At 66.5% G+C, this 23,145-nt stretch carries 32 protein-coding genes; 18 read left to right on the forward strand and 14 right to left on the reverse strand.

The features are described 5' to 3' along the window. Window positions 1-19: 19 nt before the first annotated feature. Window positions 20-1,066 carry an NAD(P)-dependent alcohol dehydrogenase gene (locus tag ACLHIH_RS10690; protein ID WP_411316791.1) on the forward strand — a complete coding sequence of 349 codons (1,047 nt, stop codon included), beginning with the start codon at window positions 20-22 and terminating at the stop codon, window positions 1,064-1,066. A 72-nt stretch (window positions 1,067-1,138) separates the two neighbouring features. On the opposite strand, the gene ACLHIH_RS10695 is transcribed toward ACLHIH_RS10690, so the two are convergent. The 4 genes from ACLHIH_RS10695 to ACLHIH_RS10710 form a co-directional block, all read right to left on the reverse strand. Continuing rightward, complete coding sequence (locus ACLHIH_RS10695) at window positions 1,139-2,230, reverse strand: ABC transporter permease (RefSeq protein ID WP_411316792.1); 1,092 nt, start codon at window positions 2,228-2,230, stop codon at window positions 1,139-1,141. Window positions 2,231-2,385: 155 nt separating this feature from the next. Beyond that, the gene (locus tag ACLHIH_RS10700) at window positions 2,386-3,132 is read right to left on the reverse strand and encodes an ABC transporter ATP-binding protein (protein WP_411316793.1); all 747 of its coding nucleotides are present in this window, start codon (window positions 3,130-3,132) and stop codon (window positions 2,386-2,388) included. Next, entirely contained in the window at window positions 3,129-4,277 is a 1,149-nt protein-coding gene (locus tag ACLHIH_RS10705; protein ID WP_411316794.1) for a peptidoglycan-binding protein, read from the reverse strand. The genes ACLHIH_RS10700 and ACLHIH_RS10705 overlap by 4 nt, the downstream gene beginning before the upstream one ends. Before the next feature lie 32 nt (window positions 4,278-4,309). Beyond that, complete coding sequence (locus tag ACLHIH_RS10710; protein ID WP_411316795.1) at window positions 4,310-4,813, reverse strand: hypothetical protein; 504 nt, start codon at window positions 4,811-4,813, stop codon at window positions 4,310-4,312. Between the two features lie 134 nt (window positions 4,814-4,947). On the opposite strand from ACLHIH_RS10710, the gene ACLHIH_RS10715 reads away from it, so the two are divergent. The 3 genes from ACLHIH_RS10715 (at window position 4,948) to ACLHIH_RS10725 (ending at window position 7,394) form a co-directional block, all read left to right on the forward strand. Next, window positions 4,948-5,631: a response regulator transcription factor gene (locus ACLHIH_RS10715; RefSeq protein ID WP_411316797.1), complete on the forward strand. Its 684-nt coding sequence runs from the start codon at window positions 4,948-4,950 to the stop codon at window positions 5,629-5,631. Then, window positions 5,628-6,725 (forward strand): sensor histidine kinase, encoded by a 1,098-nt coding sequence (locus ACLHIH_RS10720; protein WP_411316799.1) that lies wholly within the window; start codon window positions 5,628-5,630, stop codon window positions 6,723-6,725. Before ACLHIH_RS10715 ends, ACLHIH_RS10720 begins: the two co-directional genes overlap by 4 nt. A gap of 123 nt (window positions 6,726-6,848) precedes the next feature. Next, window positions 6,849-7,394 (forward strand): M15 family metallopeptidase, encoded by a 546-nt coding sequence (locus ACLHIH_RS10725; RefSeq protein ID WP_411316800.1) that lies wholly within the window; start codon window positions 6,849-6,851, stop codon window positions 7,392-7,394. 35 nt (window positions 7,395-7,429) lie between these two features. On the opposite strand, the gene ACLHIH_RS10730 is transcribed toward ACLHIH_RS10725, so the two are convergent. After that, window positions 7,430-7,744 carry a hypothetical protein gene (locus tag ACLHIH_RS10730; RefSeq protein ID WP_411316802.1) on the reverse strand — a complete coding sequence of 105 codons (315 nt, stop codon included), beginning with the start codon at window positions 7,742-7,744 and terminating at the stop codon, window positions 7,430-7,432. A 57-nt stretch (window positions 7,745-7,801) separates the two neighbouring features. Here ACLHIH_RS10730 and ACLHIH_RS10735 point away from each other — a divergent pair, with 57 nt between their 5' ends. From ACLHIH_RS10735 to ACLHIH_RS10755, 5 genes are all read left to right on the forward strand, one after another. Then, on the forward strand, window positions 7,802-8,275 hold the full coding sequence (locus tag ACLHIH_RS10735; RefSeq protein ID WP_411316803.1) for a hypothetical protein: 474 nt from the start codon (window positions 7,802-7,804) through the stop codon (window positions 8,273-8,275). A gap of 112 nt (window positions 8,276-8,387) precedes the next feature. Then, a complete protein-coding gene (locus tag ACLHIH_RS10740) occupies window positions 8,388-8,687 on the forward strand; it encodes a hypothetical protein (RefSeq protein WP_411316805.1) in 300 nt (99 codons plus the stop codon). Window positions 8,688-9,108: 421 nt separating this feature from the next. Then, window positions 9,109-9,516 (forward strand): hypothetical protein, encoded by a 408-nt coding sequence (locus ACLHIH_RS10745; protein WP_411316806.1) that lies wholly within the window; start codon window positions 9,109-9,111, stop codon window positions 9,514-9,516. 93 nt (window positions 9,517-9,609) lie between these two features. Beyond that, the gene (locus tag ACLHIH_RS10750) at window positions 9,610-10,158 is read left to right on the forward strand and encodes a hypothetical protein (RefSeq protein WP_411316807.1); all 549 of its coding nucleotides are present in this window, start codon (window positions 9,610-9,612) and stop codon (window positions 10,156-10,158) included. 32 nt (window positions 10,159-10,190) lie between these two features. Then, entirely contained in the window at window positions 10,191-10,652 is a 462-nt protein-coding gene (locus ACLHIH_RS10755; protein ID WP_411317287.1) for an RNA polymerase sigma factor, read from the forward strand. Window positions 10,653-10,689: 37 nt separating this feature from the next. Here ACLHIH_RS10755 and ACLHIH_RS10760 read toward each other — a convergent pair whose 3' ends face one another. Then, the gene (locus ACLHIH_RS10760) at window positions 10,690-11,280 is read right to left on the reverse strand and encodes a TetR/AcrR family transcriptional regulator (RefSeq protein WP_411316809.1); all 591 of its coding nucleotides are present in this window, start codon (window positions 11,278-11,280) and stop codon (window positions 10,690-10,692) included. A gap of 91 nt (window positions 11,281-11,371) precedes the next feature. Between ACLHIH_RS10760 and ACLHIH_RS10765 the strand changes: the two genes are divergently transcribed. The 5 genes from ACLHIH_RS10765 to ACLHIH_RS10785 all read left to right on the forward strand — a co-directional run bounded on the left by ACLHIH_RS10765 (window position 11,372) and on the right by ACLHIH_RS10785 (window position 14,263). Next, window positions 11,372-11,686 carry a DMT family transporter gene (locus ACLHIH_RS10765; RefSeq protein ID WP_411316810.1) on the forward strand — a complete coding sequence of 105 codons (315 nt, stop codon included), beginning with the start codon at window positions 11,372-11,374 and terminating at the stop codon, window positions 11,684-11,686. Next, a complete protein-coding gene (locus ACLHIH_RS10770; protein ID WP_411316811.1) occupies window positions 11,686-12,042 on the forward strand; it encodes a DMT family transporter in 357 nt (118 codons plus the stop codon). The genes ACLHIH_RS10765 and ACLHIH_RS10770 overlap by 1 nt, the downstream gene beginning before the upstream one ends. 84 nt (window positions 12,043-12,126) lie before the next feature. Continuing rightward, on the forward strand, window positions 12,127-13,212 hold the full coding sequence (locus ACLHIH_RS10775; RefSeq protein ID WP_411316812.1) for a zinc-binding dehydrogenase: 1,086 nt from the start codon (window positions 12,127-12,129) through the stop codon (window positions 13,210-13,212). A 59-nt stretch (window positions 13,213-13,271) separates the two neighbouring features. Beyond that, window positions 13,272-13,634 carry a hypothetical protein gene (locus ACLHIH_RS10780; protein ID WP_411316813.1) on the forward strand — a complete coding sequence of 121 codons (363 nt, stop codon included), beginning with the start codon at window positions 13,272-13,274 and terminating at the stop codon, window positions 13,632-13,634. 161 nt (window positions 13,635-13,795) lie between these two features. Beyond that, the gene (locus ACLHIH_RS10785; protein WP_411316814.1) at window positions 13,796-14,263 is read left to right on the forward strand and encodes a hypothetical protein; all 468 of its coding nucleotides are present in this window, start codon (window positions 13,796-13,798) and stop codon (window positions 14,261-14,263) included. A gap of 70 nt (window positions 14,264-14,333) precedes the next feature. Here the strand turns inward: ACLHIH_RS10785 and ACLHIH_RS10790 are convergent, their stop codons facing one another. Then, window positions 14,334-14,648: a hypothetical protein gene (locus ACLHIH_RS10790; protein WP_411316815.1), complete on the reverse strand. Its 315-nt coding sequence runs from the start codon at window positions 14,646-14,648 to the stop codon at window positions 14,334-14,336. Window positions 14,649-15,214: 566 nt separating this feature from the next. Here ACLHIH_RS10790 and ACLHIH_RS10795 point away from each other — a divergent pair. Then, on the forward strand, window positions 15,215-15,757 hold the full coding sequence (locus ACLHIH_RS10795) for a GNAT family N-acetyltransferase (protein ID WP_411316816.1): 543 nt from the start codon (window positions 15,215-15,217) through the stop codon (window positions 15,755-15,757). Between the two features lie 23 nt (window positions 15,758-15,780). Here ACLHIH_RS10795 and ACLHIH_RS10800 read toward each other — a convergent pair whose 3' ends face one another. Together ACLHIH_RS10800 and ACLHIH_RS10805 are read right to left on the reverse strand one after the other, a co-directional pair. Continuing rightward, window positions 15,781-16,014, reverse strand: a complete 234-nt coding sequence (locus tag ACLHIH_RS10800; protein WP_411316817.1) for a putative quinol monooxygenase — start codon at window positions 16,012-16,014, stop codon at window positions 15,781-15,783. Between the two features lie 47 nt (window positions 16,015-16,061). Then, window positions 16,062-16,520 carry a MarR family winged helix-turn-helix transcriptional regulator gene (locus ACLHIH_RS10805; protein ID WP_411316818.1) on the reverse strand — a complete coding sequence of 153 codons (459 nt, stop codon included), beginning with the start codon at window positions 16,518-16,520 and terminating at the stop codon, window positions 16,062-16,064. 91 nt (window positions 16,521-16,611) lie between these two features. On the opposite strand from ACLHIH_RS10805, the gene ACLHIH_RS10810 reads away from it, so the two are divergent. Beyond that, on the forward strand, window positions 16,612-17,496 hold the full coding sequence (locus tag ACLHIH_RS10810; RefSeq protein WP_411316819.1) for an alpha/beta fold hydrolase: 885 nt from the start codon (window positions 16,612-16,614) through the stop codon (window positions 17,494-17,496). A 117-nt stretch (window positions 17,497-17,613) separates the two neighbouring features. On the opposite strand, the gene ACLHIH_RS10815 is transcribed toward ACLHIH_RS10810, so the two are convergent. Next, window positions 17,614-17,952 carry an ASCH domain-containing protein gene (locus ACLHIH_RS10815; protein ID WP_411316820.1) on the reverse strand — a complete coding sequence of 113 codons (339 nt, stop codon included), beginning with the start codon at window positions 17,950-17,952 and terminating at the stop codon, window positions 17,614-17,616. A 172-nt stretch (window positions 17,953-18,124) separates the two neighbouring features. Continuing rightward, window positions 18,125-18,535, reverse strand: a complete 411-nt coding sequence (locus ACLHIH_RS10820) for a hypothetical protein (protein ID WP_411316821.1) — start codon at window positions 18,533-18,535, stop codon at window positions 18,125-18,127. A 140-nt stretch (window positions 18,536-18,675) separates the two neighbouring features. Between ACLHIH_RS10820 and ACLHIH_RS10825 the strand changes: the two genes are divergently transcribed. Beyond that, on the forward strand, window positions 18,676-19,044 hold the full coding sequence (locus tag ACLHIH_RS10825; protein WP_411316822.1) for a hypothetical protein: 369 nt from the start codon (window positions 18,676-18,678) through the stop codon (window positions 19,042-19,044). 58 nt (window positions 19,045-19,102) lie between these two features. On the opposite strand, the gene ACLHIH_RS10830 is transcribed toward ACLHIH_RS10825, so the two are convergent. From ACLHIH_RS10830 to ACLHIH_RS10840, 3 genes are read right to left on the reverse strand one after another with little or no spacing between them, the layout of a single operon-like run. Next, window positions 19,103-20,086, reverse strand: coding sequence for a 3-oxoacyl-[acyl-carrier-protein] synthase III C-terminal domain-containing protein (locus ACLHIH_RS10830; RefSeq protein ID WP_411316823.1), 984 nt, complete (start codon window positions 20,084-20,086; stop codon window positions 19,103-19,105). A 23-nt stretch (window positions 20,087-20,109) separates the two neighbouring features. After that, window positions 20,110-20,871, reverse strand: coding sequence for an MBL fold metallo-hydrolase (locus ACLHIH_RS10835; RefSeq protein ID WP_411316824.1), 762 nt, complete (start codon window positions 20,869-20,871; stop codon window positions 20,110-20,112). Continuing rightward, entirely contained in the window at window positions 20,864-22,012 is a 1,149-nt protein-coding gene (locus ACLHIH_RS10840) for an NAD-dependent epimerase/dehydratase family protein (protein WP_411316825.1), read from the reverse strand. The genes ACLHIH_RS10835 and ACLHIH_RS10840 overlap by 8 nt, the downstream gene beginning before the upstream one ends. Between ACLHIH_RS10840 and ACLHIH_RS10845 the strand changes: the two genes are divergently transcribed. After that, window positions 21,914-23,122, forward strand: a complete 1,209-nt coding sequence (locus tag ACLHIH_RS10845; protein ID WP_411316826.1) for a glycosyltransferase — start codon at window positions 21,914-21,916, stop codon at window positions 23,120-23,122. The two genes, ACLHIH_RS10840 and ACLHIH_RS10845, sit on opposite strands and share 99 nt — an antisense overlap. Window positions 23,123-23,145: the final 23 nt, after the last annotated feature.

Genomic DNA, 23,145 nt, shown 5'->3' on the forward strand with positions numbered 1-23,145 from the left:
GAACGTTCTCAGGAGAACCATGCGCACCGTCAACGCCTACGCGGCACCGTCCGCGACCGAACCCCTCGTCAAGACCACCATCGAGCGCCGCGATGTCGGCCCGCACGACGTCATGATCGACATCGCCTACGCCGGCATCTGCCACTCCGACATCCACACCGTGCGCGGCGAGTGGGGCGACATCCAGTACCCGCAGGTCGTCGGCCACGAGATCGTCGGAACTGTCGCCGAGGTCGGGTCCGAGGTCACCAAGCACAAGGTCGGCGACCGCGTCGGCGTGGGCTGCATGGTCAACTCGTGCCGAAAGTGCGAGTACTGCCTCCGCGGCGACGAGCAGTACTGCGCCGAGGGCAACGTCGGAACCTACACGGGCGTCGACCCGGCCGACGGCACCATCACGCAGGGCGGATATTCGCAGGCCGTCGTCGTCACCGAGGACTTCGTGCTCCGCGTGCCCGAGAGCCTCGACTTCGAGAAGGTCGCGCCGCTGCTCTGCGCCGGCATCACGCTCTACTCGCCGCTGCACCACTGGCAGGCTGGCCCCGACACCAAGGTCGCCATCGTCGGCCTCGGTGGTCTCGGCCACATGGGTGTGAAGATCGCTGCGGCCCTCGGTGCCGACGTCACCGTTCTCTCGCAGACGACCTCGAAGAAGGAGGACTCGCTTCGTTTCGGAGCCAAGGCTCACTACGCGACCAAGGATGCGGAAACCTTCACCGAGCTCGCGAACTCGTTCGACCTCATCATCAACACCGTCTCGGCGAAGGTCGACATGGGCGCCTACCTCGGCCTCCTCAAGGTCGACGGCACCCTCGTGAACGTGGGTGCCCCGTCGGAGCCTCTCGCGGTGCCCGCGTTCGCACTCATCCCGGGGCGTCGCAGCTGGGCGGGTTCCGCCATCGGCGGCATCCGCGAGACGCAGGAGATGCTCGACTTCTGTGCCGAGCACGGCATCTTGCCCGAGACCGAGCTCATCAGCGCCGACGACATCAACGACGCCTACGAGCGAGTGCTCAGCTCGGATGTCCGCTACCGCTTCGTCATCGACACCGCGACGCTCGCGTAACCACCACATGCACGACGAAGCGCCCGACGTTCGCGTTGGGCGCCTCGTCGTCTGAGCGCGAGGACGTTGCTCTCACGCACTGAGCGCGACCGACGGCGCAGTCCTCGCGGCTCGAACGGCAGGGTAGAGGCCGGCGATCGCTCCAATCGCCGTAGTCGCGGCGAGGCCCCCGACGAGGACCCACAGCGGCACCACGGGTGTCCACCCGTTTGCCGTTGCAATGATGGCTGTCACACCGCTGCCGATGGCGGCTCCGGCGACCCCTCCCAACACAGACAGAAGCACGGCCTCGGTGAGGAACTGCACCCAGATGTGCCGACGGGTGGCTCCGATCGCCCGACGCAGACCGATCTCCCGACGCCGCTCGAGCACCGAGATGATCATCGTGTTCGCCACCCCAATGCCGCCGACGATGAGCGCGATCGAGCCGAGGGCCAGAAGCAGGCCGGTGAATGCCTGATCGACGGCGTTGGTCGCTGCAAGAGCGTCCGACGGTCGAGAGACCGCCACCGATCCCGGTGATGCGGGCTGCAGCGACGGCGCCATGAGGTCGCGCACCGCGAGAACCGCGTCGTCGGCCGAACGCTCATACAGTCGGGTCGGATTTCCGGGGTGTGCATACTCGTCGAGTGCGACGGGAATGCCCACGAGTGCCGCCAAGTCGAGCTCGGGCGCGAGGGGCACCGGGTCCAGCACCCCGATGACGGTCGAGCTCTGCCCGTCGATCCACACCTCGACGCCGGGTTCTCGAACACCCAGGCGATCCGCCGCGGTCGACCCGAGCACGGTAGTCGGCAGTGTCGCCGTTGCCGCATTGAACCACCTGCCCGCGCGCACAGTAGCGCCGACCACATCCAGCAGGTCAGGGTCCGTCGCGGTGACGGTCAGCCCACCCGACCGGTTCGGGTCGACGAGCGCATTGCGGTACACACCGAGAGGGAGGTCGGCGGTGGCTGCGGAACCGACCACGCCGGGAATCCGCTCGACGCGAGCCGCGGCATCCGCAGGAAGAGGGGGCTGCTCGCCCACACCGTTTGCCTCGGCCACCGTGGCGGTCAGGAGATTGGTGCCGAGCGAAGCCAGTTGCTCGTCGAGCAGTGCGCGGCTGGAGGCCGAACTGCCGACCACGGCGACCATCGCGGCGATGCCGATCGCGATGCCCAATGCTGACAGAATCGCCCGGAGCGGCCGGGCTCGAAGGCCGGAAGATCCGACATAGACGAGGTCGCTCAGCCGAATGCGTGACCGGCGAACGACGTCGTCATGCTGCGGGGCAGAAGGCGGTGCGGCAGAGGATGCCATCGGGTGTGTGCGGTCGGTCATGTCGTGCTCGCTTTCCGAGTACTGGCAGGGATCGGCCCGGCCGGCACTCCAGGGGAGTCCGGCCGGGCCCTGCCGCTGTCGGACACGACAGCCCCGTCGGAGATGTGGATGCGGCGGGGCAGCCGTTCGGCGAGCGCGGCGTCGTGAGTGATGACCACCACGGTTGTTCCGTCGCGGTTGAGGTCATGTAGTAGTTGCACGATTCCTCTGCCCGATTCTGAGTCGAGATTGCCGGTGGGTTCGTCGGCCAGAATGAGAGGAGGCTCACCGGCAACCGCTCGGGCGATGGCGACCCTCTGCCGCTCGCCGCCAGACAGTTGGTTGGGCAGGTGGTCGAGTCGGTGCCCGAGCCCCACTCGCTCAAGAGCTTCTCGAGCCTGAGCGCGGCGCTGCCGCCGCGGCGTCCCGGTGTAGAGCAGCCCATCGGCGACGTTGTCGAGTGCGTCGGTGCCCTCCCTCAGATGGAACTGCTGGAAGACGAAGCCGATTCGGTGAGCACGGAGTGCCGAGAGGGCTGCGTCCTTCAACTGCGAGACGTCGTGGCCGTCGATGAACGCTTTTCCGGTCGTCGGCCGGTCGAGGGTCCCGAGCACATTGAGCAGCGTCGACTTGCCTGACCCGCTTGGGCCGACGATGGCGACGAACTCTTCGGCATCGATCGTCAGCGAGACTCCGACGAGGGCGTGCACCGGGGGAGACCCATAGGTGCGGGTCACCTGGTCGAGACGTATGGACGCGCTCATGATGTCGGGACCACAACGAGTGTGCCGCTCTCGATTCCCGGGCCGGACACCACCACGCGGCCGGAGGAGAAGGCGCCGAGAGTCACCGGAACGCGCTCGGTCACGGCGGAGCCCGACCCGGATCCAGCGCTACGCGCGACCTCGACGGCGAACGAACCGGAGTCGATCGCCACCAGCGCCTCGACCGGGGCCGTGAGAACGTCTTCACCGAGCGTGCTCGAAAAGCGAGCGGTGACACTCGCGCGGGCGAACTGCTCGGCCGCTGCCGGGTCGTCGAGAGTTATGGACACGGGGATGACGAAGGTCGCTGCGGGGTTTTCGGTCGCGCCGGATTCATCCACCTGCTCGGTCGGTTGACCAACCGTTGTAATGACGCCGGGCGTCTCTGTGCCGTCGGGCAGGGCGATCGCGATCGAGGCACCGACGACTGCGAGTTGCTGGTCGCTCAAGCGCAGCCCCAGGTCGACGATTCTGCTGGTCGATGTGGACTCGTAGAGCTCACTGCCCGGGGTCACTTGGGCGCCGATGCTGGCAGTGAGTTGGGAAACGCGGATGCCTTCGCGCGCGAAGTGCACCACCGCGCGCTCGAGACTCCCCGTCTGCTCGACCCCGAGTGCCTTCTGCCACGCTCTCACCGACGCGGCCGTCTCCCAAGTGAATGTCGTGTCGGGGGTGGCGGGGAAGAGTCCCAGCGTGCGGAGGTTGTCTTCGAGCTGCCACACATCGACCCCGTCGGTCATGCCGGCCTCGAAGTCGCGCCACGCGGGCAGATCCCCGAGGAGCAGCAGTACGGGAGCGTTGTTGACGCGATAGAGCTCTCCGCCTGGCGCTACGACCGAACCCGCCGCGGGCAGCGCGGTCACCACTCCCTCCGGGCCCGCGAGCATGCTGGCGCTGCCCGCGTACTGTAGCGTGCCCTTCGCATTCGTGGTCGCGACGACATCGCCGCTCGTGATCGGCTCGGTCGCGAGGGGTGGCGTGCCGCTGGGCGGCGAAGACGGGGTGGACGTCCCTTGCGTCCAGATCAGGAGGCCGGCGCCGATCGCCACCGCCACCGCCACCGCGAGCACCTTTCGGCCGGGGTGCGACCGTCGGTCGCCGAGTTGGGCGGAGAGCACAGGGCTGTTACGCAGTCGCTTAGTCATTTTCGTTTCTCTGAACGGTCCGTCGCGAGGCGTCAGTCGACGTGGCACGCGTTGAAGTCTTCGGTTGTCACCTCGGCCGGGATGAAGCCGGGGTCCTCGAGGGTCGGCTCGACGATGTCGTAGCCCTTCTCGCGCAGGCAGCTCGCACGGTCGAGGTTCTTCCCCAGTGCGTCGACGCGCTCGTCGGCGGTGATCTCGCGCACCGGTGGTGGGCCGACCTCAGCGCTGCACGTCGGGAATGCCTCCTGGAACTCGGGTCCGTCGGCTTCGAGATAGCCGTCTGCCGGAGGGTCGGCTATATCGAGGCCCTGATCGCGAAAGCACTCCGCGAGCTTGAGGTCGTACTCGTGATACGCCGCGGTGTAGTCGTCGCCCGAGAGGGGGCCGGGGGCTGACTCCGACGAGTTGTCGGAGGGGCCCTGGTCCGTCGGAGCAGCGGTCGTGTCGGACGAGCAGCCGGCGAGGGCCAGCATCAGAGCTGGCGTCGCAAGCAGGGCGAAGAGGGTGGTTCGGCGGTGACGGAACGAGGTGGGCATGGTGATCCTTCGAATCGATCGGAGTCGGTGCCGCAGCTGATGCCGCGGATTCCCACTTCATCGAGTCGGGTGTTGCCAGAGCGTTGGCAGATCTGCATACGGGCGCGATATGTCGGTCTGCGTACGATGCCCGTATGCGGGTATTGATCGTGGAAGACGAGCGTTATCTCGCCGAGGCCGTGCGTGATGGTCTGAGGCTCGAGGCGATCGCCGCCGACGTCGTGCCCGACGGTGAGACCGCCCTCGAATACTTGAGCGTCAACGAGTACGACGCCGTTCTGCTCGACCGCGACCTCCCGGGGATGTCGGGTGATGACGTCGCGCGCAGCGTCATCCGAGACGGGCTCGGCGTGCGCATCCTCATGGTCACGGCCGCCGACCATCTCGACGAGAAGGTACGCGGTTTCGAGCTCGGTGCCGACGACTACATCACGAAGCCGTTCGAGCTGCGCGAGCTCGTCATGCGGTTGCGCGCCGTGGCCCGTCGACCAGCGGATGGCGCGCCACCCACGCTCGAGATCGCGGGTCTCCGCCTCGATCCGTTCCGTCGCGAGGTGTACCGCGACGGCCGGTACGTCGCGCTCACCCGCAAGGAGTTCGCGGTCCTCGAGGTGTTGATGGCTGCCGACGGCGGCGTGGTCAGCGCCGAGACACTGCTCGAACGGGCGTGGGACGAGAACGCCGACCCGTTCACGAACGCGGTGCGCATCACGATCTCGTCGCTGCGCAAGCGTCTGGGTGACCCCTGGCTCGTGCGAACTCTCCCCGGGGTCGGCTATTGCATCTCGAGCCCGGCGCCCGACGACGGCCCGCGGTGAGCGTCCGCCTCCGGCTGACCCTGAGCTACGCGGGGTTTCTTCTCATCGCGGGTGCCGCGATGGTCGCGCTGCTGTTCTACCTGCTGCGCTTCGTTCCAGACGAGACGATCACGAGCGCGGGCATGTTCGTGCCGAACCGGTCCGATCTCATCGAGACCCTCGCGCCTCGCGTCTGGCAGGTGCTCGCCGCGCTCGCCGTTGTGGGGTTGGCCGGCGGCTGGCTGCTGGCCGGTTACATCCTGCGACCGCTCCGGCGCATCAACGCCGTGGCTCGCGAGGTGGCCGCAGGGACTCTCGACCAGCGCGTCGAACTCGACGGACCGAACGACGAGTTCCGTCTGCTCGCCGACACTTTCGATTCGATGCTCGAGCGTCTACAGCAGTCGTTCGACGAGCAGCGCAGGTTCTCGGCCAACGCGTCACATGAACTGCGCACCCCGCACGCCATCACGAGGTCGATCCTCGATGTGGCGATGGCCGACCCCGCTGGCCAAGACGTCGGCGAGCTGGTTCGCAGGCTCGACGAGACGAACCGGCGCGGTATCGAGATCGTCGAAGCGCTGCTGGCTCTGGCGGCGCTCGACGCGCACGACCAACTCGAGCGCGAGCCTGTCGACATCGCCGAAGTGGCCATGGCGGTAGTGGACGAGCTGCGGCCGCTCGCCGAGTCAACCGGGGTGGAGCTGCACGCGAAGCTGGGCGAGGGCTCGCTCGATGGCCGTGCCGTTCTCGTGCGGCAGCTGATCAGCAACCTCGTGCTCAACGGAATCCGTCACAACGTCGTGAACGGGCGAGTCGACCTCACCACGACGACGACGGATGAAGGCGTGGTCGAGGTCGTCGTCGAGAACACCGGGCCGACTCTCTCCGACGAGCTGCTCGCCACCATGACGGAACCGTTCGTCCGCGGCCCGGGCCGGGTTGCAGCGATCGGCGAGTTCGCTGGGCACACGCGGGGCGCCGGGTTGGGTCTGTCGATAGTCGCTCGCATTGCTCTCGTGCACGGCGCCGAGCTCACTCTCGAAGCGCGTCGCCTCGGGGGTCTCGTCGCGCGCGTGCGGTTCAGCGCGCCCGACATATCGTCGGCGTCTTAGGAACGGCAAACGCTCCCGCAACACCGGTCTTGATGGGCTGATCACATGCGTTCGACCTACATCAAACCCTCCCCGCCCCGCGCCATGCGCGCTCTTCTCGTGACTATCGCGGTGCTAGTGGCCGTGACCATCGCGGCCGTCGTGCTTGTCTCCGCGCGGTTCCCCGCCAGTCAGGACGGGGGCGCGCACGGCTTCGGGGCCACGCGAACCGTGGACCTCGGATCGCTCGGCGACGACGACGGCTACATCAGGTTGGGTGACTCGGTCTCTCCATTCGCCGAGGGCCTTCCCGCGATTGACCGACTCGAGCCCGAGCTCCGCGATGCGATGGAGGCCGCCGCGACCGATGCGCTCGCCGACGGTTTAGACTTCGTCGTCACGAGTGGATGGCGCAGTGAGCGTTACCAGCAGGCACTGTTCGACGACGCGGTTCAGCTGTACGGCAGCGAGCACGAAGCGAGCCACTGGGTCGCCTCTGCGACGACCTCAGCGCATGTGCGGGGGCAAGCGGTGGACATCGGGTACACCGACGCCAACAGCTGGCTCAGTCAACACGGGGCCGACTATGGGCTCTGCCAGATCTATGCGAACGAGATGTGGCACTTCGAGTTGGCAACAGCTCCCGGGGGCGAGTGCCCGCCGCAGGTGCCGGACGCGAGCTACGCCTGACCTGGCTGCAGGCGGCGCCGCGGCCGGTGATCGCTTCAGGGACCGAGCAACAGGACCAGCAGGAACCACCACACGGGAACGACAACGACCCCGAGTGAGACCGCGACGACGGCCCACCCGATGCGTGTGCCGCGCTCGACCGAACGATCGAGCAGCGCCGCGACGCCCCCGATCGCGCACAGCACGGCGGGGGTGACGAACCAGAGTCCGATCGTCCCCTGCCGGCCGAGTGAACTCAGCACGAGGGGCACGATGGGGCTGAGGGTGGCGGCTGTGATCAGCGCGGCGGCGACGATCGGCACTCGGCGTCGCCGCGTGGTTGCCGCGGGGGACTCACGGTGCCCGGTCATCCTGCCATTGTCGCGGATGGGCGCTTGCTTCTGCGGTGCGTGTGGGTTGCTCATCGCATGGCTATCGCGCTTCGCGGCATGGTTCGTCGGCCGGGCGATGTGCGGGCATCCCGCGCGTCGCGTCTTCTTGTCGTCACTGCGACCGCGCTCACGCTCCTGGGTCTCACCGGCTGTCAGACGGCGGAGGTCTTATGGCTCGATGCGTCGGAAACCACACATGCTCCGTGCCCCGAGATCCGTCTGATCCCGGTTGAAGAACTGGACGCGGTCGACCCTCCGGGTTGCAGGCCCGTCGGATCGACGCTCGTGTTCCCCGACGGAACGCAGATGTCGATCGAGGAGGGGGTCTCGGCCGCAGGCACGGAGTCGTCGGTCGACCCGCGCAAACACTCCTGGATCGATGTCGGCGACTATGGCTTGGTCGCGGCGCAGGCGAACACGACGGAGTGTTCGGCCGCCACCGTGTGGGGTCGTGACGAAGCCATCCAGAAAGTCGTCGAGGCATTCGGAGAGTCTTGGCCCTGCGACTGACGCGGCGGTGCTAGCCCGCGACAATGATCGCCGCTCGAGACCTCGCGACTGCGACCCGTCGGGGGGATATCGCTCCGACCGGGGTGGCGGGGGTCCGTGACAGGATGCCGACATGACGCTCCCTCCTCGTCGCGATAGCGAAGGTGCCGAAGACGACGAAGACGACACGGGTGGCAGCGGACCGCCATCCTCAGGGGGCCGCTGGCGCGGGTCCGGCCACTGGTCCGATCGGCTGATCAAGATCCAGCTCGTCGGCGCGGCTGTCGGCACTGTTCTGGTCGCCCCCGTGCTTATTCTCCCGGCGGGCTGGATTCGAACGACGTGGATCGTCATTGCGGTTCTGCTTGGTTCCTTGGTGGTGATCCGCGTCTACATCGAAGACAACAAGAAAGAACCACCCGCGCATCCGTAGCCCCAGCTGAAGCATTTCCGTCCTCGGTTCGCGGGTCGGGCTCCCTCACAATGAGGGAATGACTCACGATGCGGTTGACGAGCTCCGGGTACTTCGCGGCCGCGCCTATGGACCGCACGCGGATATTCACGAAGACGCGGATGCGGTCCGCCGCTTGCGCGAGCTCGAAGCCGCGCACTCCGGCCCGAACGCTCCGCTCCCCGAGCAGGTCGCACCAGCGACCGAAGACGCATCTATCGATGCATCCGTAGTCCCGGCGACAGAGGACCATGTGGATGACGGGGCGCCGTCGCGCGCCGTCGCCGAGAAGTCGACTTCGGCGGGTTCGCGACGGCGCCTCAACCTCTGGTGGGGCATCTCGCTCGTCGGCGCGATAGCAATCAGTGCGGCGATCGCGTCAGCGGTCGCGCCGAGACTCGACGTGAGCCCGCCTGTCGATGGTGCCGAGCTGGTGGCTCGATTGGCAGAAAGCCCCCTCGAGCAATCGGATACCGCCGCTTTCTTGACGGGCGCGGACGGTGCGCAAGGGTATTCAGAGCTGCACGGTCTCGTGGTGATATCGGCGGTTTCTTCACTGTTTTCGCCCGGAGGTGACGACGCGTGCCTCTTTGTGGCTCGCGCCCAGGATGTGGACGACGCGACGGATACCTCGTACAGCGGGCCCGTTTCCTACGGTTGCGGCGCGGGCCCATTCCCCGCCTCGGTCGAGATGCGAGTCACCGACGATATGCCGGAAGCGTTCGTGGCGCAGTTTCCGTCGGGAACCGCGCTGCAGTTCGTGCTCGACGAGACCACGTCGTCGGTCGTCGTCTTCGCTGCGGTCGACTGATGGAGGGGGCCGAGGCGGTTCGCTGACCAGCCGGACGTTTCGCCGACTCCCGGGAATGTACGTGGTGAGAGCATTCCACGATCGGAGAAACAGATGCACGCAGACGAACTCGATGAGCTCCTTCGCAAGAGCGACCCTGCCGGCGATCTCACGGCCACGGAGCAGCGGATGGTCGCCGACCTGGCCGACCAATCGGCCCCGCGCCGGCGAAGTCGATATGCGCGGCCCGTCGCCGCGGGTGCTTTTGCGGCGATGCTGCTCGGAGGAGGGGCGATGGCCGCCGCGGCCGCGACCGGAGTGTGGTCACCCTGGGCGCAGACCGATGCGCTCTACGCCACGACCTACGAGCTGCCCAGCGGTGCCGAGTGCGAGATCCGAGTCGGAGACGTGCGGGGAGCGCGCGAGGATGTCGACGACGTCAACGAGGTCATTCGAGACGCTCTCGCGGGAGTGGAGTTCGACGATCGAGAAGTGGCGGCGGGTGCGGCCCACGTGGGAGTTGAGGGGGACACGGCCACAGATGATCACGCCTATGAGACAGGGCTGTGGTGGGCGGTGCACCTCCGGATAGAGGAGGCCCTGATCGCGAACGATCTCGACACGAAGTGGTCGGGCATCGGCGGCGAGGGCAACTGCTCGTGAGGTCGAGCGACAACAGTCATCGCTTGACGGCGGTGCTGCGGGACTCCTCGGCCGACCTTCTGCGCTTCTTCCTCCGCAGGCTCGATCGGGAAGACGCCGCCGACGCCACCGCGGAGGTCATGACGGTCGCGTGGACGCGCGTCGACACGCTGCCAGTGACCCCCGACGAGGCGCGCATGTGGCTGTTCGGGATCGCCCGAAACGTGTTGCTGCACGCGCAGCGCACTCAGGTGCGGAGGTCCAATCTCGCCGCGAAGCTGCGCAGCACTCTGTCGATGCGGAGCGCCCCTCCCGCAGACACCGGGATCGAGATCCGGGATGCGATCGAGAGCCTCGAAGCGGATCTGGCTGAGCTCGTGCGGCTCGTGCACTGGGACGGGTTCTCGATCACCGACGCCGCGAACCTGCTCGGGATACCCCCGTCGACCGCGCGGGGCCGGTATCAGCGGGCGAGGGAGGCACTTCGCGAGACGCTCGCCCCGGTGTCGCGGTGACGACGGCTCCTTCGCCGCCACCGTCGACAACAGCGAGTCAAAGAGCAGAGCGAGTGACGCCGGTCGTCGGTTCGATCAGGTCGAGGTGGGTGTCGAGAGCCGCGACCGCCGCGGAGGTATCGCTGCCGGTCTTTCGCCCGAGGAGGTGGAAGGCCAGGCCGTCGATGACGGCGTGCGTGAGGTCGATCCGGTCCGCGTGAGCGCCGAGGTGCGCGAGGGCCTGGGCGCAGACGTCGCGCACGGCCTCGTGGGTGCGCTCGTAGGCCTCGCGCAGGGAGGGGTCGGTCATCGCGAGGGTGAGAAAGGCGACCGTCACTTCCATCTCGGCTCGGCGCTCCTCGTCGAGAGGGAGCAGTTCGAGCAGGATCGCGCGCGCACTGTCGCGCCTTCGTTCCGCCGACGCCGCTCGTTCGACCCTTTTCGCGAGCCGCTGTATGAGAAGGCCGACGGCCGCCTCCCGCACGCTCGCTTGCGTCGGGAACGTGTAGCGAAGCGATGAGGGCGGAAGGCCCGCCTCGGCGGCGACCTTTCGCACAGACAGCTCGGCCGGGCCATCCCGCACGAGCACCCGCCAGGCGGCTTCGGACACGATGCGGTGCCGTTCGTCGGCATCCATGGTGCGGGGCATGCATCCATAGTGGCACAACTGTGCGGATGTGTGCTAGAACTGTAATCGCACGACCGTACGGATATGGTCGGCGGAGACGAGGACGGACATCATGGCGTGGGTGCTGCTAGTGGTCGCGGGGGTGCTGGAGGCCGTCTGGGCGTCCGCTCTCGGGGCGTCGAAGAATTTCACGAGGCGGGGGCCGACAATCCTGTTCGTGGTCGCGCTCGTGCTGAGTATGATCGGCCTGGCGTTGGCGATGAACGACATTCCGGTCGGCACGGCTTACGCAGTGTGGGTCGGCATCGGCGCCGTGCTGACGGTGCTGATCGCCGTCATCCGCAAGCAGGAGAAGATGACCGTGGCCCGCGGGCTCGTGCTCGCCGTGCTCATCGGATCGGTCATCGGACTGAAGGCGGTCAGCTGATGCCGTGGATCGTCCTTCTCGTCAGCGCCGTGCTCGAAGCAGTGTGGGCGACCGCGCTCGGCCAGAGCGAGGGACTGACCGTCCTCATGCCCTCCATCGTGTTTCTCGTGACCCTGGCCGCGTCGATGGCCACCCTCGGCTACGCCACGCGCCACATCCCGATCAGCACCGCCTACGCGATCTGGGCCGGGCTCGGGGCGGCGTTCACCGTCACCTACAGCATGCTCACGGGGGGTGAACCGGTCACCGTGCTGCGCGTGCTGTTCCTCGCCGGGATCGTCGGTTCCGTCATCGCGCTGAAACTCCTCAAGTCGACCCCGGTGCCCACCGCTGACGACGAGCTCACCGCCCACTGAGCCCGTCACCGCCCGCCGGGCCCGAAAAGGAGACCCGAGCCCGAATGTCCTCGTCGATTCAGAAGCGGACGAGAGGATGTACGCATGACCGACGCGCTGCCCGAGACGATGACCGCGGTGGTGACGATGGGTGTCGGCGGGCCGGAGCAGTTGCAGCTCCGGGAGGTTCCGGTTCCTTCGGTCGGCCCCCGTGACGTGCTGCTGCGGGTGCTCGCCGCGGGAATCAACAACACCGACATCAACACCCGGGTCGGGTGGTATGACTCTCCAGGCGCTGTGTCGGCGGGTCAGGGGGCTCCGCCGCCCGCCAGTGCGCCCGGTGGCTACAACGGGGCGACGACGTTTCCGCTGATCCAGGGGGCTGACTGCTGCGGCATCGTGGTTGCCGCGGGTGGCGACGTGGTCGACGCTCCCATCGGGCGGCGCGCACTCATCCGATCCTGCATGACCGGGGTCGACCAGCAGCAACCGCGCTGGCTCGGAACCGATTGCGACGGCGCGTTCGCCGAGTATGTGGTCGTCCCGGCGACCGAGGTATTCCCCCTGCTCTCCGACTGGTCCGACGCCGAGGTGGCGACCATCCCGTGCGCGTACGGCACCGCCGAGAACATGGTGCAGCGCAGCGGCCTCGGGCCGGGCGATCGGGTGCTGGTGACCGGCGCGTCGGGCGGGGTCGGCTCCGCAGTGCTCCAGTTGGCCCGCCGACGCGGCGCAGAGGTCATCGCCGTCGCGAGCGCCCGCAAACACGACGCGATGCGTTCTCTGGGTGCGTCGCACGTCGTCGACCGCAATGCCGACCTGCAGGGGGCCCTGGGCGGTGACCGAGTCGACATCGTCTTCGACAACGTCGCGGGCCCCGGATTCGGCGGCGCTCTCGGCTCCCTCCGCCAACGCGGAACCTACGTCACCTCCGGTGCCATCGCCGGACCCACGGTCGAGCTCGACCTCCGCACCCTCTATCTCAACGATCTGCGCCTCGTCGGCACCACCACGTGGAACGACACCGTGTTCGCGGATGTCGTCTCGTATGTCGAGCGCGACGAGATCCGGCCCCTCCTCGCCGCCACATTTCCGCTCGCCGACATCGCGGCGGCGCAGGAACGCTTCCGCGGCGCCGACCGGGTCGGCAACGTCGTGGTGGTTCCTTCATCGGCGCCGGATGCAGACTGAGCAGTGACGAGCACGTCGCGTGGGCACGCGACTGCCGTCCGACCGGGGACCGGGGAGACGTGACGAAGAACAGATCGCGGGAGTCGAAAGTCACGCTCGCGCTTATCGCCTGCGGTGTCGTTCTTCTGACGTCCGCTATCGCTTTCATCGGGTTGTTTGCGGTTGGCAATCGACCGTCCGACTACTGCGTGGATCTCGGGTTCGACGTCTACGGAGCGACTGGCGACGTGTCGAATGGAACGGCGCCGACCTATCGGTATTCGCTCGTCCCGTTGGGCATCGAGTGTGCCTACTACGTGGCAGCAGGCGTGCCGCGTGAGACGCGATTTCGGGACCTCGGCACCGTCCCTCTCTATGGGGGATTGGGCCTCACCGCCTACGGAATCTTCAGGCACCGTCGCGAGGCTGGGCTCATCGGTTAGCCGCACCGCTCACGAGGCGCATTGATGACTTCGGCGAACCAACTCGTCCGGACTCAAGTGTGCGTCTGTCCGATGGGCTTCCGCCAAGGTGGCCGAATGACTGAAGCAAGAAATTTGATCTCCGGCCAGCGGCGGCGCTGGCGCCTCGCCGGCAACTCCTGATGCACGATGAGTATCGCGAAAAACTGCGGGATCAGCCGGTGCCCGAGGAGGTGCTCCGTTGGTTCGCCCTGAACGGAACACCCGTCGAGGTTCATCAGGTGGCGTGTCGGGAGGACCTCGCCGACGATGTGGCGCGCATCCTCGCGACCCAGGGATCGGCCGATACGAGAACAGACTTGGCCATCAATGACGCGACATCACAGGAAGTCGTATCGGTGCTTTACCAGGGTGCCAACGATGATCAGGCGCGCGAGCTTATTTCGCGACACCCGAACGCGCCTGTCGAGCTACTCCTCACCGTTCCCTTCGGTAATGTCACCGGCTTGGCCCCGCACAATTTTCTGAGAAAAGTCGCGGCCACCGAGGCGGAGGAACCAGAGTTGCGGAGAGCCGGCTCATCGATTCGCGGCGAGAGAGCGACACTGGGTGATCTGTGGAGCCAGGTCCGACGCAGCGAACACGAATGAAGAGCGACCGAGACGATAGAAGGACGCGCGCTGCAAACGGCCGCCTCTGGGTCAGACCGTCCAACTCCGCCTATCCGGTGGGCGCGCTGGCGTCCGCCCGTGCGGACCTGTTGTGCAGCGCAATGACGATGAACGGGGGCACGAACACCAGCGGTGTGATGAACATCGCGATCGACCCCCACGCGGCCAGACAGAAGAACGTCCCGACGGCGTGCACGGCTATCGCCGTTCCCAGGGGCCACACGCTCGCCCAGGGTTTCTTGTAGCCGACGCGGTTTATCCACAGCGGGATGGTCTGATTGCCCGCGATGCGCGTCTCGACCAGCCCTGCTCGGGCCGCCAGAACCAGGGCGACAGCGACGATGATCAACCCGGCAACAGCCATCCCGACTCCTCCATCTCTTCAGCGCTTGGCGATCCGCTCGCCCCATGTGATGAGGATGAGCTCTGACTTCGAAGCTCAGGCCAGCTGTGCATGCAAGTCGTCCGTGATCTCGGCGAACCGAACGTTGAAAGCGTGTTCATGGTAGGTCGTGGCGAACAGTGCCGCGCCCTCGTTGCTCGTCATCTCGAGCCTCAGGCTGCTACCACCTGCCGCAGAGGCGGCGGTCCAGGAGCAACGAATGGGCAGTCGCGCGACGCCCCATGGGGTTGCTCCGAGCAGTCGGTAGGCGAACCGGGAGCCGATCTCTCCCTCTCCATCGAGCCCCGGATTCGCAGGGCGCCGGTTGCCCAGGCGCCGCATGTAGGCCGAGACGCGACGCGCTGACTCTTCCGCGGGCAATGTGCTCCCGATATTTACGGATCGGTTAATCGGAAAACGGGGCATGCTCCATTATTTGACGGCTTGGTCGATGCCGCTGACTGGTGACCCGCGCTGTGCAAGCCGAGTCATCCGTCTGCAGGGGGGCCTCGCCCAACGCTGGCTGCGCCCGCGATTAAAGTGGACCAGTGTTCACTGCGATCGCCCTGACGAACCGGGTCGACATGCGGCCTCTCGCTCTTGACGATGCGAAGGAGGTAGCAGCGGCGTATGCGCGTAACCGTGCCCACCTCGCGCCATGGGAGCCGAGTCGGGAGAAGAACTTCTTCACCGAGGATGCGCAGTCGAGAGACATAGCAGCGCGGATCGCGTCGAGCTCGGAGGGCAGCGGGTACTCGCTCGGACTGTTCGATGGCGGGACTGTTGTTGGTCGGTTCAATCTCGCGGGGATCGTGCGAGGTTCGTTCCAGAGCGCAGCGCTGGGGTACTGGGTAGACGGACAGTACGGGGGCAAAGGGCTCGCCACCGCTGCCGTCAAAGCAATCGTCCAGCTGGCCCGCGACGACCTCGGTCTGCACCGGATCGAAGCGAGCACGCTGCTGAGCAACCACCGTTCTCAGCGGGTGCTTCTCAATGCAGACTTTGAACAGATCGGGATGGCCCCTCGATACCTCAAGATCGCGGGCCACTGGCAGGACCACAACCTCTACCAAACGCTCCTTCACGAATGACGGTGCAGCGCGACGGAGGACGGTCACCCCGACAAGCCTTCGACGGAATAGCGGCGCTCGATCATCGCTGTGACCCGCCCCCACTCGCTGTTCGCGACCCGGTCTTGGTGAGCTGTGAACGCCGCCTCGTCTTCGAAGAGTTCCTCCACCTGCCAAGTCAGTGGGTCGGCCGTCTGTGTGACGTCGAAGAGGATGCATCCGGGCTCCGCTCGAGTCAGCGCCAGATGGGTCGGCAGTTGGTCCGCGACGAGTCTCACCTCGCCGACTGACGCGCAAACGAGTTGGCCCGTCAGGCGCACGCTGTCTATCGCGCGCTCGTCAGTGTCGCGCGGTTGAGCTGGCCTGCCGTGATCAACGTCTCGAGCGCCGCGATCACCTCGCTGGTGGCTGGTCCGTTTTGCTGCTTCCAACGATCGAAGATTCGATCGAAAGCCGCTGCCCCGACGCTGATGGCAGTGTGCCCTCTCGGGGTGACACGCAGATGTTTTTTGCGGGCGTCCGTGGGGTCGACGTCTCGGGTCACGTACCCCAGCGCTTCAAGCGTGCCGATCGTCTTCGCCGCGGCCTGTCGACTGACCCCGGTCTCGCGGGCGAGGGTTGCGGCGCTGGATGCTCCGTGGTCGATCGCCTGCATCGCCAACTCGTTCGCCACCGTGAGTCCCGGGTGTCCGGCGCTTTCGAGGCTGACGAGAACTTCGTCGACCATGACGTCGAGGGCACGCACGAGGAGCTGCGCGAACTGCGTGCCGCTGCTGATCTCCATGCCCTAAACTTATCCATCCCGGGCTTGTTTGACAACCTAGTTGCCGACTGCTTCAATAGGCAACCTGGTTGTCGCTACGAAGGAGAACGCCATGCCCACCACCATCGACGCCCCTGGGTCCACCATCCCCGAGGTTCAGCACCACGCCGCCGACGTCAACGGAACGACCCTGCACTACGTCTCGGCCGGCACGAGCGGTTCCCCCATCCTCCTGGTGCACGGGTTCCCTGAAACCTGGTGGGCGTTCCATCGCCTGATCCCGTTGCTCGCCGCCGAGCACCGCGTGTTCGCGCTAGACCTTCGAGGCTTCGGAGACTCCGCCACTGCCGCCGACGGCTTCACCAGCGCAGACGCCGCAGAGGACCTGCATGCCCTCATCGCCGAACTGGGCGTCGGCCCCGTTCACCTCGCTGCCCAGGACATCGCCGGTGGGGCCGCGTACCGTCTCGCCTCGGAGCATCCTGAGGATGTTCGCAGCCTCATCGCAACCGAAATGGGACTCGCGGGTTTCGGTCTGGAGGGATTCGGCGATGTCACCCAAGGTGGCTCGTGGCACATCGGCGTCCTCGCCGCTCCCGGCATCGCGGGCCTGCTCTTCACCGGCCGTGAGAAAGAGGTCCTCGGCGGGTGGGCGTTCCCGTCCATGTCGGCGGACCCCGACTCCGTCACCGCTGCGGACATCGACGAGTTCACGCGGACGTACTCCCGCGACAACGGCTGGAAGGGCGCTGTCGGGCTCTATCAGTCGATGCTCTCCGAGGGCGCAGACTTCCAGGCGCGAGCTGAGCAGAAGCTCGCTACGCCCGCTCTGGCGGTCGGTGGGTTCGGTGGTTCCTTCACCGAAAGAACTGTGGCGCAGGTCGTGGAGGGCCCCGTCGATAGCGTTCTTCTCGAAGGTGTGGGCCACTACGTCGCTCTGGAAGCACCGGATCGTCTTGCCGAAGCAATCAAGACCTTCCTGGCCAAGCAGGACTGACTGTCGAGGTCAGGGAGCAGCCCGTCATCTCGATTGTCCGAAAACGCCCGACCGTGGGTTATCGCGCAGTGCCGCCTCCGACCGAGATTGCCGGATTCCCACCCGTGCGACGACCGGTTATCGAGACGGCGTGATCGTGAGTTCAGCAACATCGACGACCGCGTCGTCCGGCATGTCGGGGTAGTAGTTCTCCCGAAGCTGTTGCCCGAAGAGTTGCATGTCGGTCCCGGGCGGCTGATGCGCCTGTTCTGCGGTGAGGGTGTCGAGACGGTATCGATGCACGGCAGTGACTGCACCGGCCACGGGTTCGGCGGTCGGGTGATCGTCGAAGACGAACGTTGCAGTGCCGACCGCCACGGACTCGTTCCACCGGACGGTGGTGAGCTTCTCGCCGCTGATCACTGCTTCGTAGTGCTTCTGGTGGAAGTGAATGGTGTCGGGAGCTGTGTCGACCATGCCACCACCTTGCCGGACTTCGATGGAAGAGAAAGGAAGGGGCCGGCGAGGAGGTGGAGCCTGCACGATCTGGCCCGTGCCTCGTCGATGTCGCGAAGCGGGCTCGCGAAGCGGTTTCGAGAGTGCGTTCAGTGCAGCCTTCAAGGGGCACACGGGAGAGGCCCGAAGGTGGCTACCAGGCTCGTTGTTCCCACTCGGTCCGAGCGACTTCGGCCCGCGATCTGAAAAACTGCGCGGCATCGGGGTTCTTCGCGCGACGTCCCGATCGGACTCTCTTCTGTCGACTGTCGGTCCACAATTCCACTTCGAAGTCGTCACCCACTTCATCGGCCACTCGTCTTGCCAAGACGCGACCTGCGTCCTCGAGGTTGTCCGGGAGCCCGGGCGGACTCTGGTAATTCGTTTCGTTGGTTTGCCCAGAGGATCGCAACGACCACCAACGCAGACCGGCCACCAGGGAGGCACTCAGACGGCTTTCTTCATAACCGACAGGCCCAGGAAACGAAATGACCTCGTCCACGTGATAGATCTCGAGGCGGATGACCGACGTCTCATATTCGTCCGGTTCGGGCGAACTCTCCATATGCAGAGATTAGGTGCAGGCAGGGGCCACAAACGGTGCCAACAACGTCCCCTGGTTCTGGTTGGCTCGTTCGAGAAGCGATCGCCCTATTCAGACAGTTCTGCAAAACGTGAGGCGACCAGATGACTGAAACGAGGGGCGTGATCACTGACGAGAGGCGACGCCGTGACATCGGCGGTTTCGTGGCACTCCTCGTCGCCCAACTGTTTCTCACCTACGTCGGGTTTCTCGCACTCTTCGAGTTCATCTCTATTGGCGCAACAAACTGCCGGGGTTACGAGGGCGGGCATGAGTGTCTCGACACGGGCTACAGCATCGTCATCCCGTTCTTCGCTGGTTTCATCCTGGCTCTGGTCGCTCCCGTGTGGGGAATCGTCCGAATCAGGCAGCGTTTGCTCGCGTATTGGGTTCCTCTTGCTGCGATCGCGTTGCTGACCGTCATTTTCGGGATTAGTTGCGGATACGCGGTTTACGCCCTGTCGGATCCCGCAAGCCGATTGTCGGTTTAGCGCCCCGTCAGCTCAATCACTCCTCGGCTCCGCAGGTTGTTGACGCTAGCTCGATTAGTTACAGCCGCAGAGCGAGGGCGTTGGCGGTCAAGCCCGCGGCGGTGCCGCAAAGCACGACGGTGTCACCGTGACCGATCCGTCCCTCGTCGAGACTCGTGGCGAGCATAAAAGGCACCGATGATGACACCATGTTGCCGAACTCCCTGACGCGGTCTACGTAGGCGTCTTGCGGGATGCCGATTCGGCGCATTGCGATGCTGAGCGCCCTGCTCGCCTGGTGCGGGATGACGAGATCGACCTCCTCGCGGCTGAGTCCGACGCGGTCGAAGAATCGGTCGAAGAAGTCGGGCAGCACACCGAGCATGCCGAGGAGCGCCCGCCGCCCGTTCATCGCAAACAGGTAGTCCGACGGGTCGCCGTCGGCGTAGGACTGGGCCGGATGCAGGGACAGTCCGCCGCGGAGCTCGGTGTCGTGTGCGTGCTCTGGCCATGTCTGCTGCAGGCTCCCGAGCACTCCGGGCGCGACTTCCTCGCTATCCCCGTCAACTCCTCGCGTCAGCACGACGGCGGCGGCGGCGTCGGAGAAGAGCTCGAAGCTCTCGGGTTGGCCCGCGTCGAGAAAGCGGGATCCGACGTCGCCTGAGACGATGACCACCCGCTCGTAGTCGCCCGCGGCGAGGTACCGCGACGCTATGTCCACCGCCGTGATGAAGCTCGTACAGGTCGAGTTGATGTCGAACGCGGCAGCGCGGGCACGGGGGGCGACGCGCTCCATGACGAGCGCGGCCGTGCAGGGGATCGGCTGCACGCCGGCTGCGCATGCCGCGATGATGCAGTCGATGTCGTCGGGCTTGAGGCCTGCGCGTCGGATGGCGTCCTCGGCTGCCGCGGCGAGCATGTCGAGCTGTGACATGCCGTCCGGGATTCGGTAGCGCGTCTGAGTTCCGAACGTGACCATCTCGCCCGGAAGGTAGGTTGCCCAACCCGCCAGCTGGCATTGCCGTAATTGACGCTTTTGCCCGATCACTCGCTGGTGCAGCATCCTCGTGGCTCCTGTCTTCGATGTCATAGCAGGTCCGTACCGGCAGGGTGCTGATCGTGACTGAAAAGTGGTTGCAGCCCTTTACGCTCCCCGGCCAGGAGCAACTGCGCGGTCTCGCGTTGCGCGGTTGTGTCGTGACTGACCAGGCGCGGAATGAGACGGATGCGGCGCTCCGCGCCGAGCAGGTCGCGGCCCCAGGCCGCGTCCCCGGCGAGCAGCACCCGCTGCTCGACGAGGGCGCCGAGGTGACCTCGGGCATGGCCGGGCAGGTCGACGAGCAGATAGGACCCGTCACCGAACAGATCCGCGGTGCGGAGCCCGAACGGGCCGGGCGTGAACGTCGGCGAAGGCACCACCGTCGCCGACCCGAACCACGCAGGCAGTAATCGTCGAAACACCCCCTCGCGAAGCCGCGGACGCTCGAGGGTGCGGCGCGCCGCGTCGCTGAGCACGAATGTGGCGTCCGGGAAGAAGCGGATTCCGCCGATGTGGTCCGGGTGCAGGTGAGAAAGGACGACGTGTGTGACTGATGCGGGGTCGAGCTGCCCCGCGATCGTGTCGCCAGCGTCGATGCGAGGCGGCAACAGTTGTCGATACGCCCACGCGCCGATTCCTGCGCGCCACGGTTCGGGCGCATAGCCGGTGTCGAACAGCACACGCCGTGCGCCAGAGCTGTACAGAAACGCTCCCGCCGGAAAGATGCGGCGCTCAGGGCGGGCACCGCGAAGCAGTCGGTTCATGTCATGGGAGGTCTCGCCACAGGCGAAGTAGGTGAGCTCAGCCACCCGCATACCCTGCAAGGCTCTGGTCGAGCGTCACCGCGGGCCGATAGCCGAGCAGATCCCGTGCGCGGGAGATATCGAGGGTCTGCGATTGGGCGATCGTCGTGACGGTGTACCGCGTGACGGGCGGCTCGGGATGTCCGGGAAGAACTCCGCACACCGCCTCAAGGAGTGCCGCGACCCCGTATGCGACCGTCGCCGGTACCCGCCGGTACCGTGGCTCGATACCCAACCCCGCAAGCAACTGTTCGAGCACCGCGCCGAAGGGACGAGGATCCCCGTTCGTGATGTTGAACGCCTGCCCGTGCACGCCCGGTGCCTCGACCGCGAGCCGCACCGCCAACGCGACATTCTCCACCGCGGTCAGGTCGACGAGTCCGTGTCCGCCGTGCACCAGCGGAATGCCGAACCGCTCGTGCACACGAAGGATCCGGGGAACGAGGCTCGGGTCGCCGCGACCGATGATGCCGCGGGGGCGGAGCATCACGATCTCCGGCTGCACGCCCTCTGCCGCAGCACCCTGCAGCAGTGCCTCCGCCTCGAGTTTCGACCGGATGTAGAAGTTCATCGGATGTCGCGGATCGACCTCGTGCTCCCGGATGCCCACCCGATCGCGGGGGGCGGCGTATATACCGGGCGAGGAGATATGCACTAGGCGACGTGACCCGACGCGTCGGGCGAACTCGAGCACCCGCGCGGTGCCGGTGACGTTGGCATGCTCGAACTCGCTCCAGCGACCCCACGGCGACGAGAGCGCCGCGCAGTGCACGACCACATCCACGGTGCGGCCGAGGTCCGCCCGCGCGAGGGCGTCGAGGTCGCCGACGAAGGTCGCCCCCGCGGGCAGCGCAGCGGCATTGCGGCCCGACGCGATGACGTCGTAGCCGTGTGCGCGCAAGTCGCGCACGACATATCCGCCGAGGAACCCGCTTGCACCAGTGACTAACGCGGTTTCGCCTCGAGACCCGGCGCTCGGCGCAGCGCCCCCTGCTGATGCTGCCCCCATGGCGCCAATCCTACGACCGTTGTCGCTTAGATTCGGGACATGCGGATCGCCCTCGTAACCGACTACTACCTGCCCACGCTCGGTGGCGTGCAGACGGCTGTGAAGTCGCTCCGGGAGGCCCTTGCCCACGCCGGTCATGAGGTGACGGTGTTCTGCCCGCTAGCCGACACGAGCGGCGACCGGTCGATCGTCGCGCTTCCCGTCTCGGGGGTGTTCAGACCCGATGGCTACCCGTTCACCTGGCCGCCGCGCGGCGCGGCGGCGATGCTGCGGCGGGAGTTCGCGAAGCGGCGCATCGACGTGGTGCACACCCATTCGGAGATGTTCGCCGCCCTCGCGGGGGTGCGCGCTGCTCGCGATCTGGGCATCCCGGTCGTCCACACGATGCACGGCCGCGTGGATGTGTACACGACGAGTGTTCTGCCGGTCCCCGCCATCACTGTTCCGCTGCTCGCAGCCCTCCATTCCCAGCAGATCAGCCATCGAGGTCTCCGCGTTCGGGCCGACTCGCCCTACACCGCCACCCTGCCGGCGAGACGCATGTGGCGCCTCATGCTCGCGCAGTCCCGCGCAAGCGACCGCGTGATCGTGCCCTCCGCGCACTTCGCACGCAAGCTCAGGGAGCAAGGAGTCGAGACGCAGATCTCGGTGATATCGAACGGGCTCGAACCGAGCGTGCTCGACCGTATCGGCACGCCGGTCGAGCGTCGACTCGGCCCGGCGGAGACGCTGCGTCTCCTGTGGGTCGGACGACTCTCGCCCGAAAAGCGGCCCGCCGTGATCGCCGAAGCGGCTCGATCGTTCGGCGACGATGTCTCGGTGGATGTGTATGGCGATGGTCTCTCACGGCGGTCGATCGAGCGGATGAGTTCCCCGCTGGTATTACACGGGTCGGTACCGCAGCAGGAGGTGCTCGAGGCCATGCGGTCGAGCCACGTGCTGGTATCGAGTTCGTACGACTTCGACAACCAGCCGATGGTGATGCTCGAGGCGGCAGCATCCGGTCTCCCCGTGCTCTTCTGCGACCCCGACCTCGGCGAGGTTCTCCCGCCGGGTGGTGGCTTCCTTACCGAGACTCCGGACGCCGGGGGCATCGCCGCGCTCGTCACACGACTCCGGCGTCAACCGGAATCAATCGCCGCCGCCAGCGCGGCGATGATCCGAGGGCGTGACCAGGTGGTCCAGCGGGTCGACGCGGTGGTTGAGGTGTACGAATCCGCAAGTGGTGCCTCACGGCCAGCACGCTGAGACCGAAGTTCGCTCCCCTCCAA

Origin of the sequence: Marisediminicola sp. LYQ134 (assembly GCF_046599635.1) — a bacterium.
In the GTDB taxonomy this organism is placed as follows: Bacteria; Actinomycetota; Actinomycetes; order Actinomycetales; family Microbacteriaceae; genus Marisediminicola.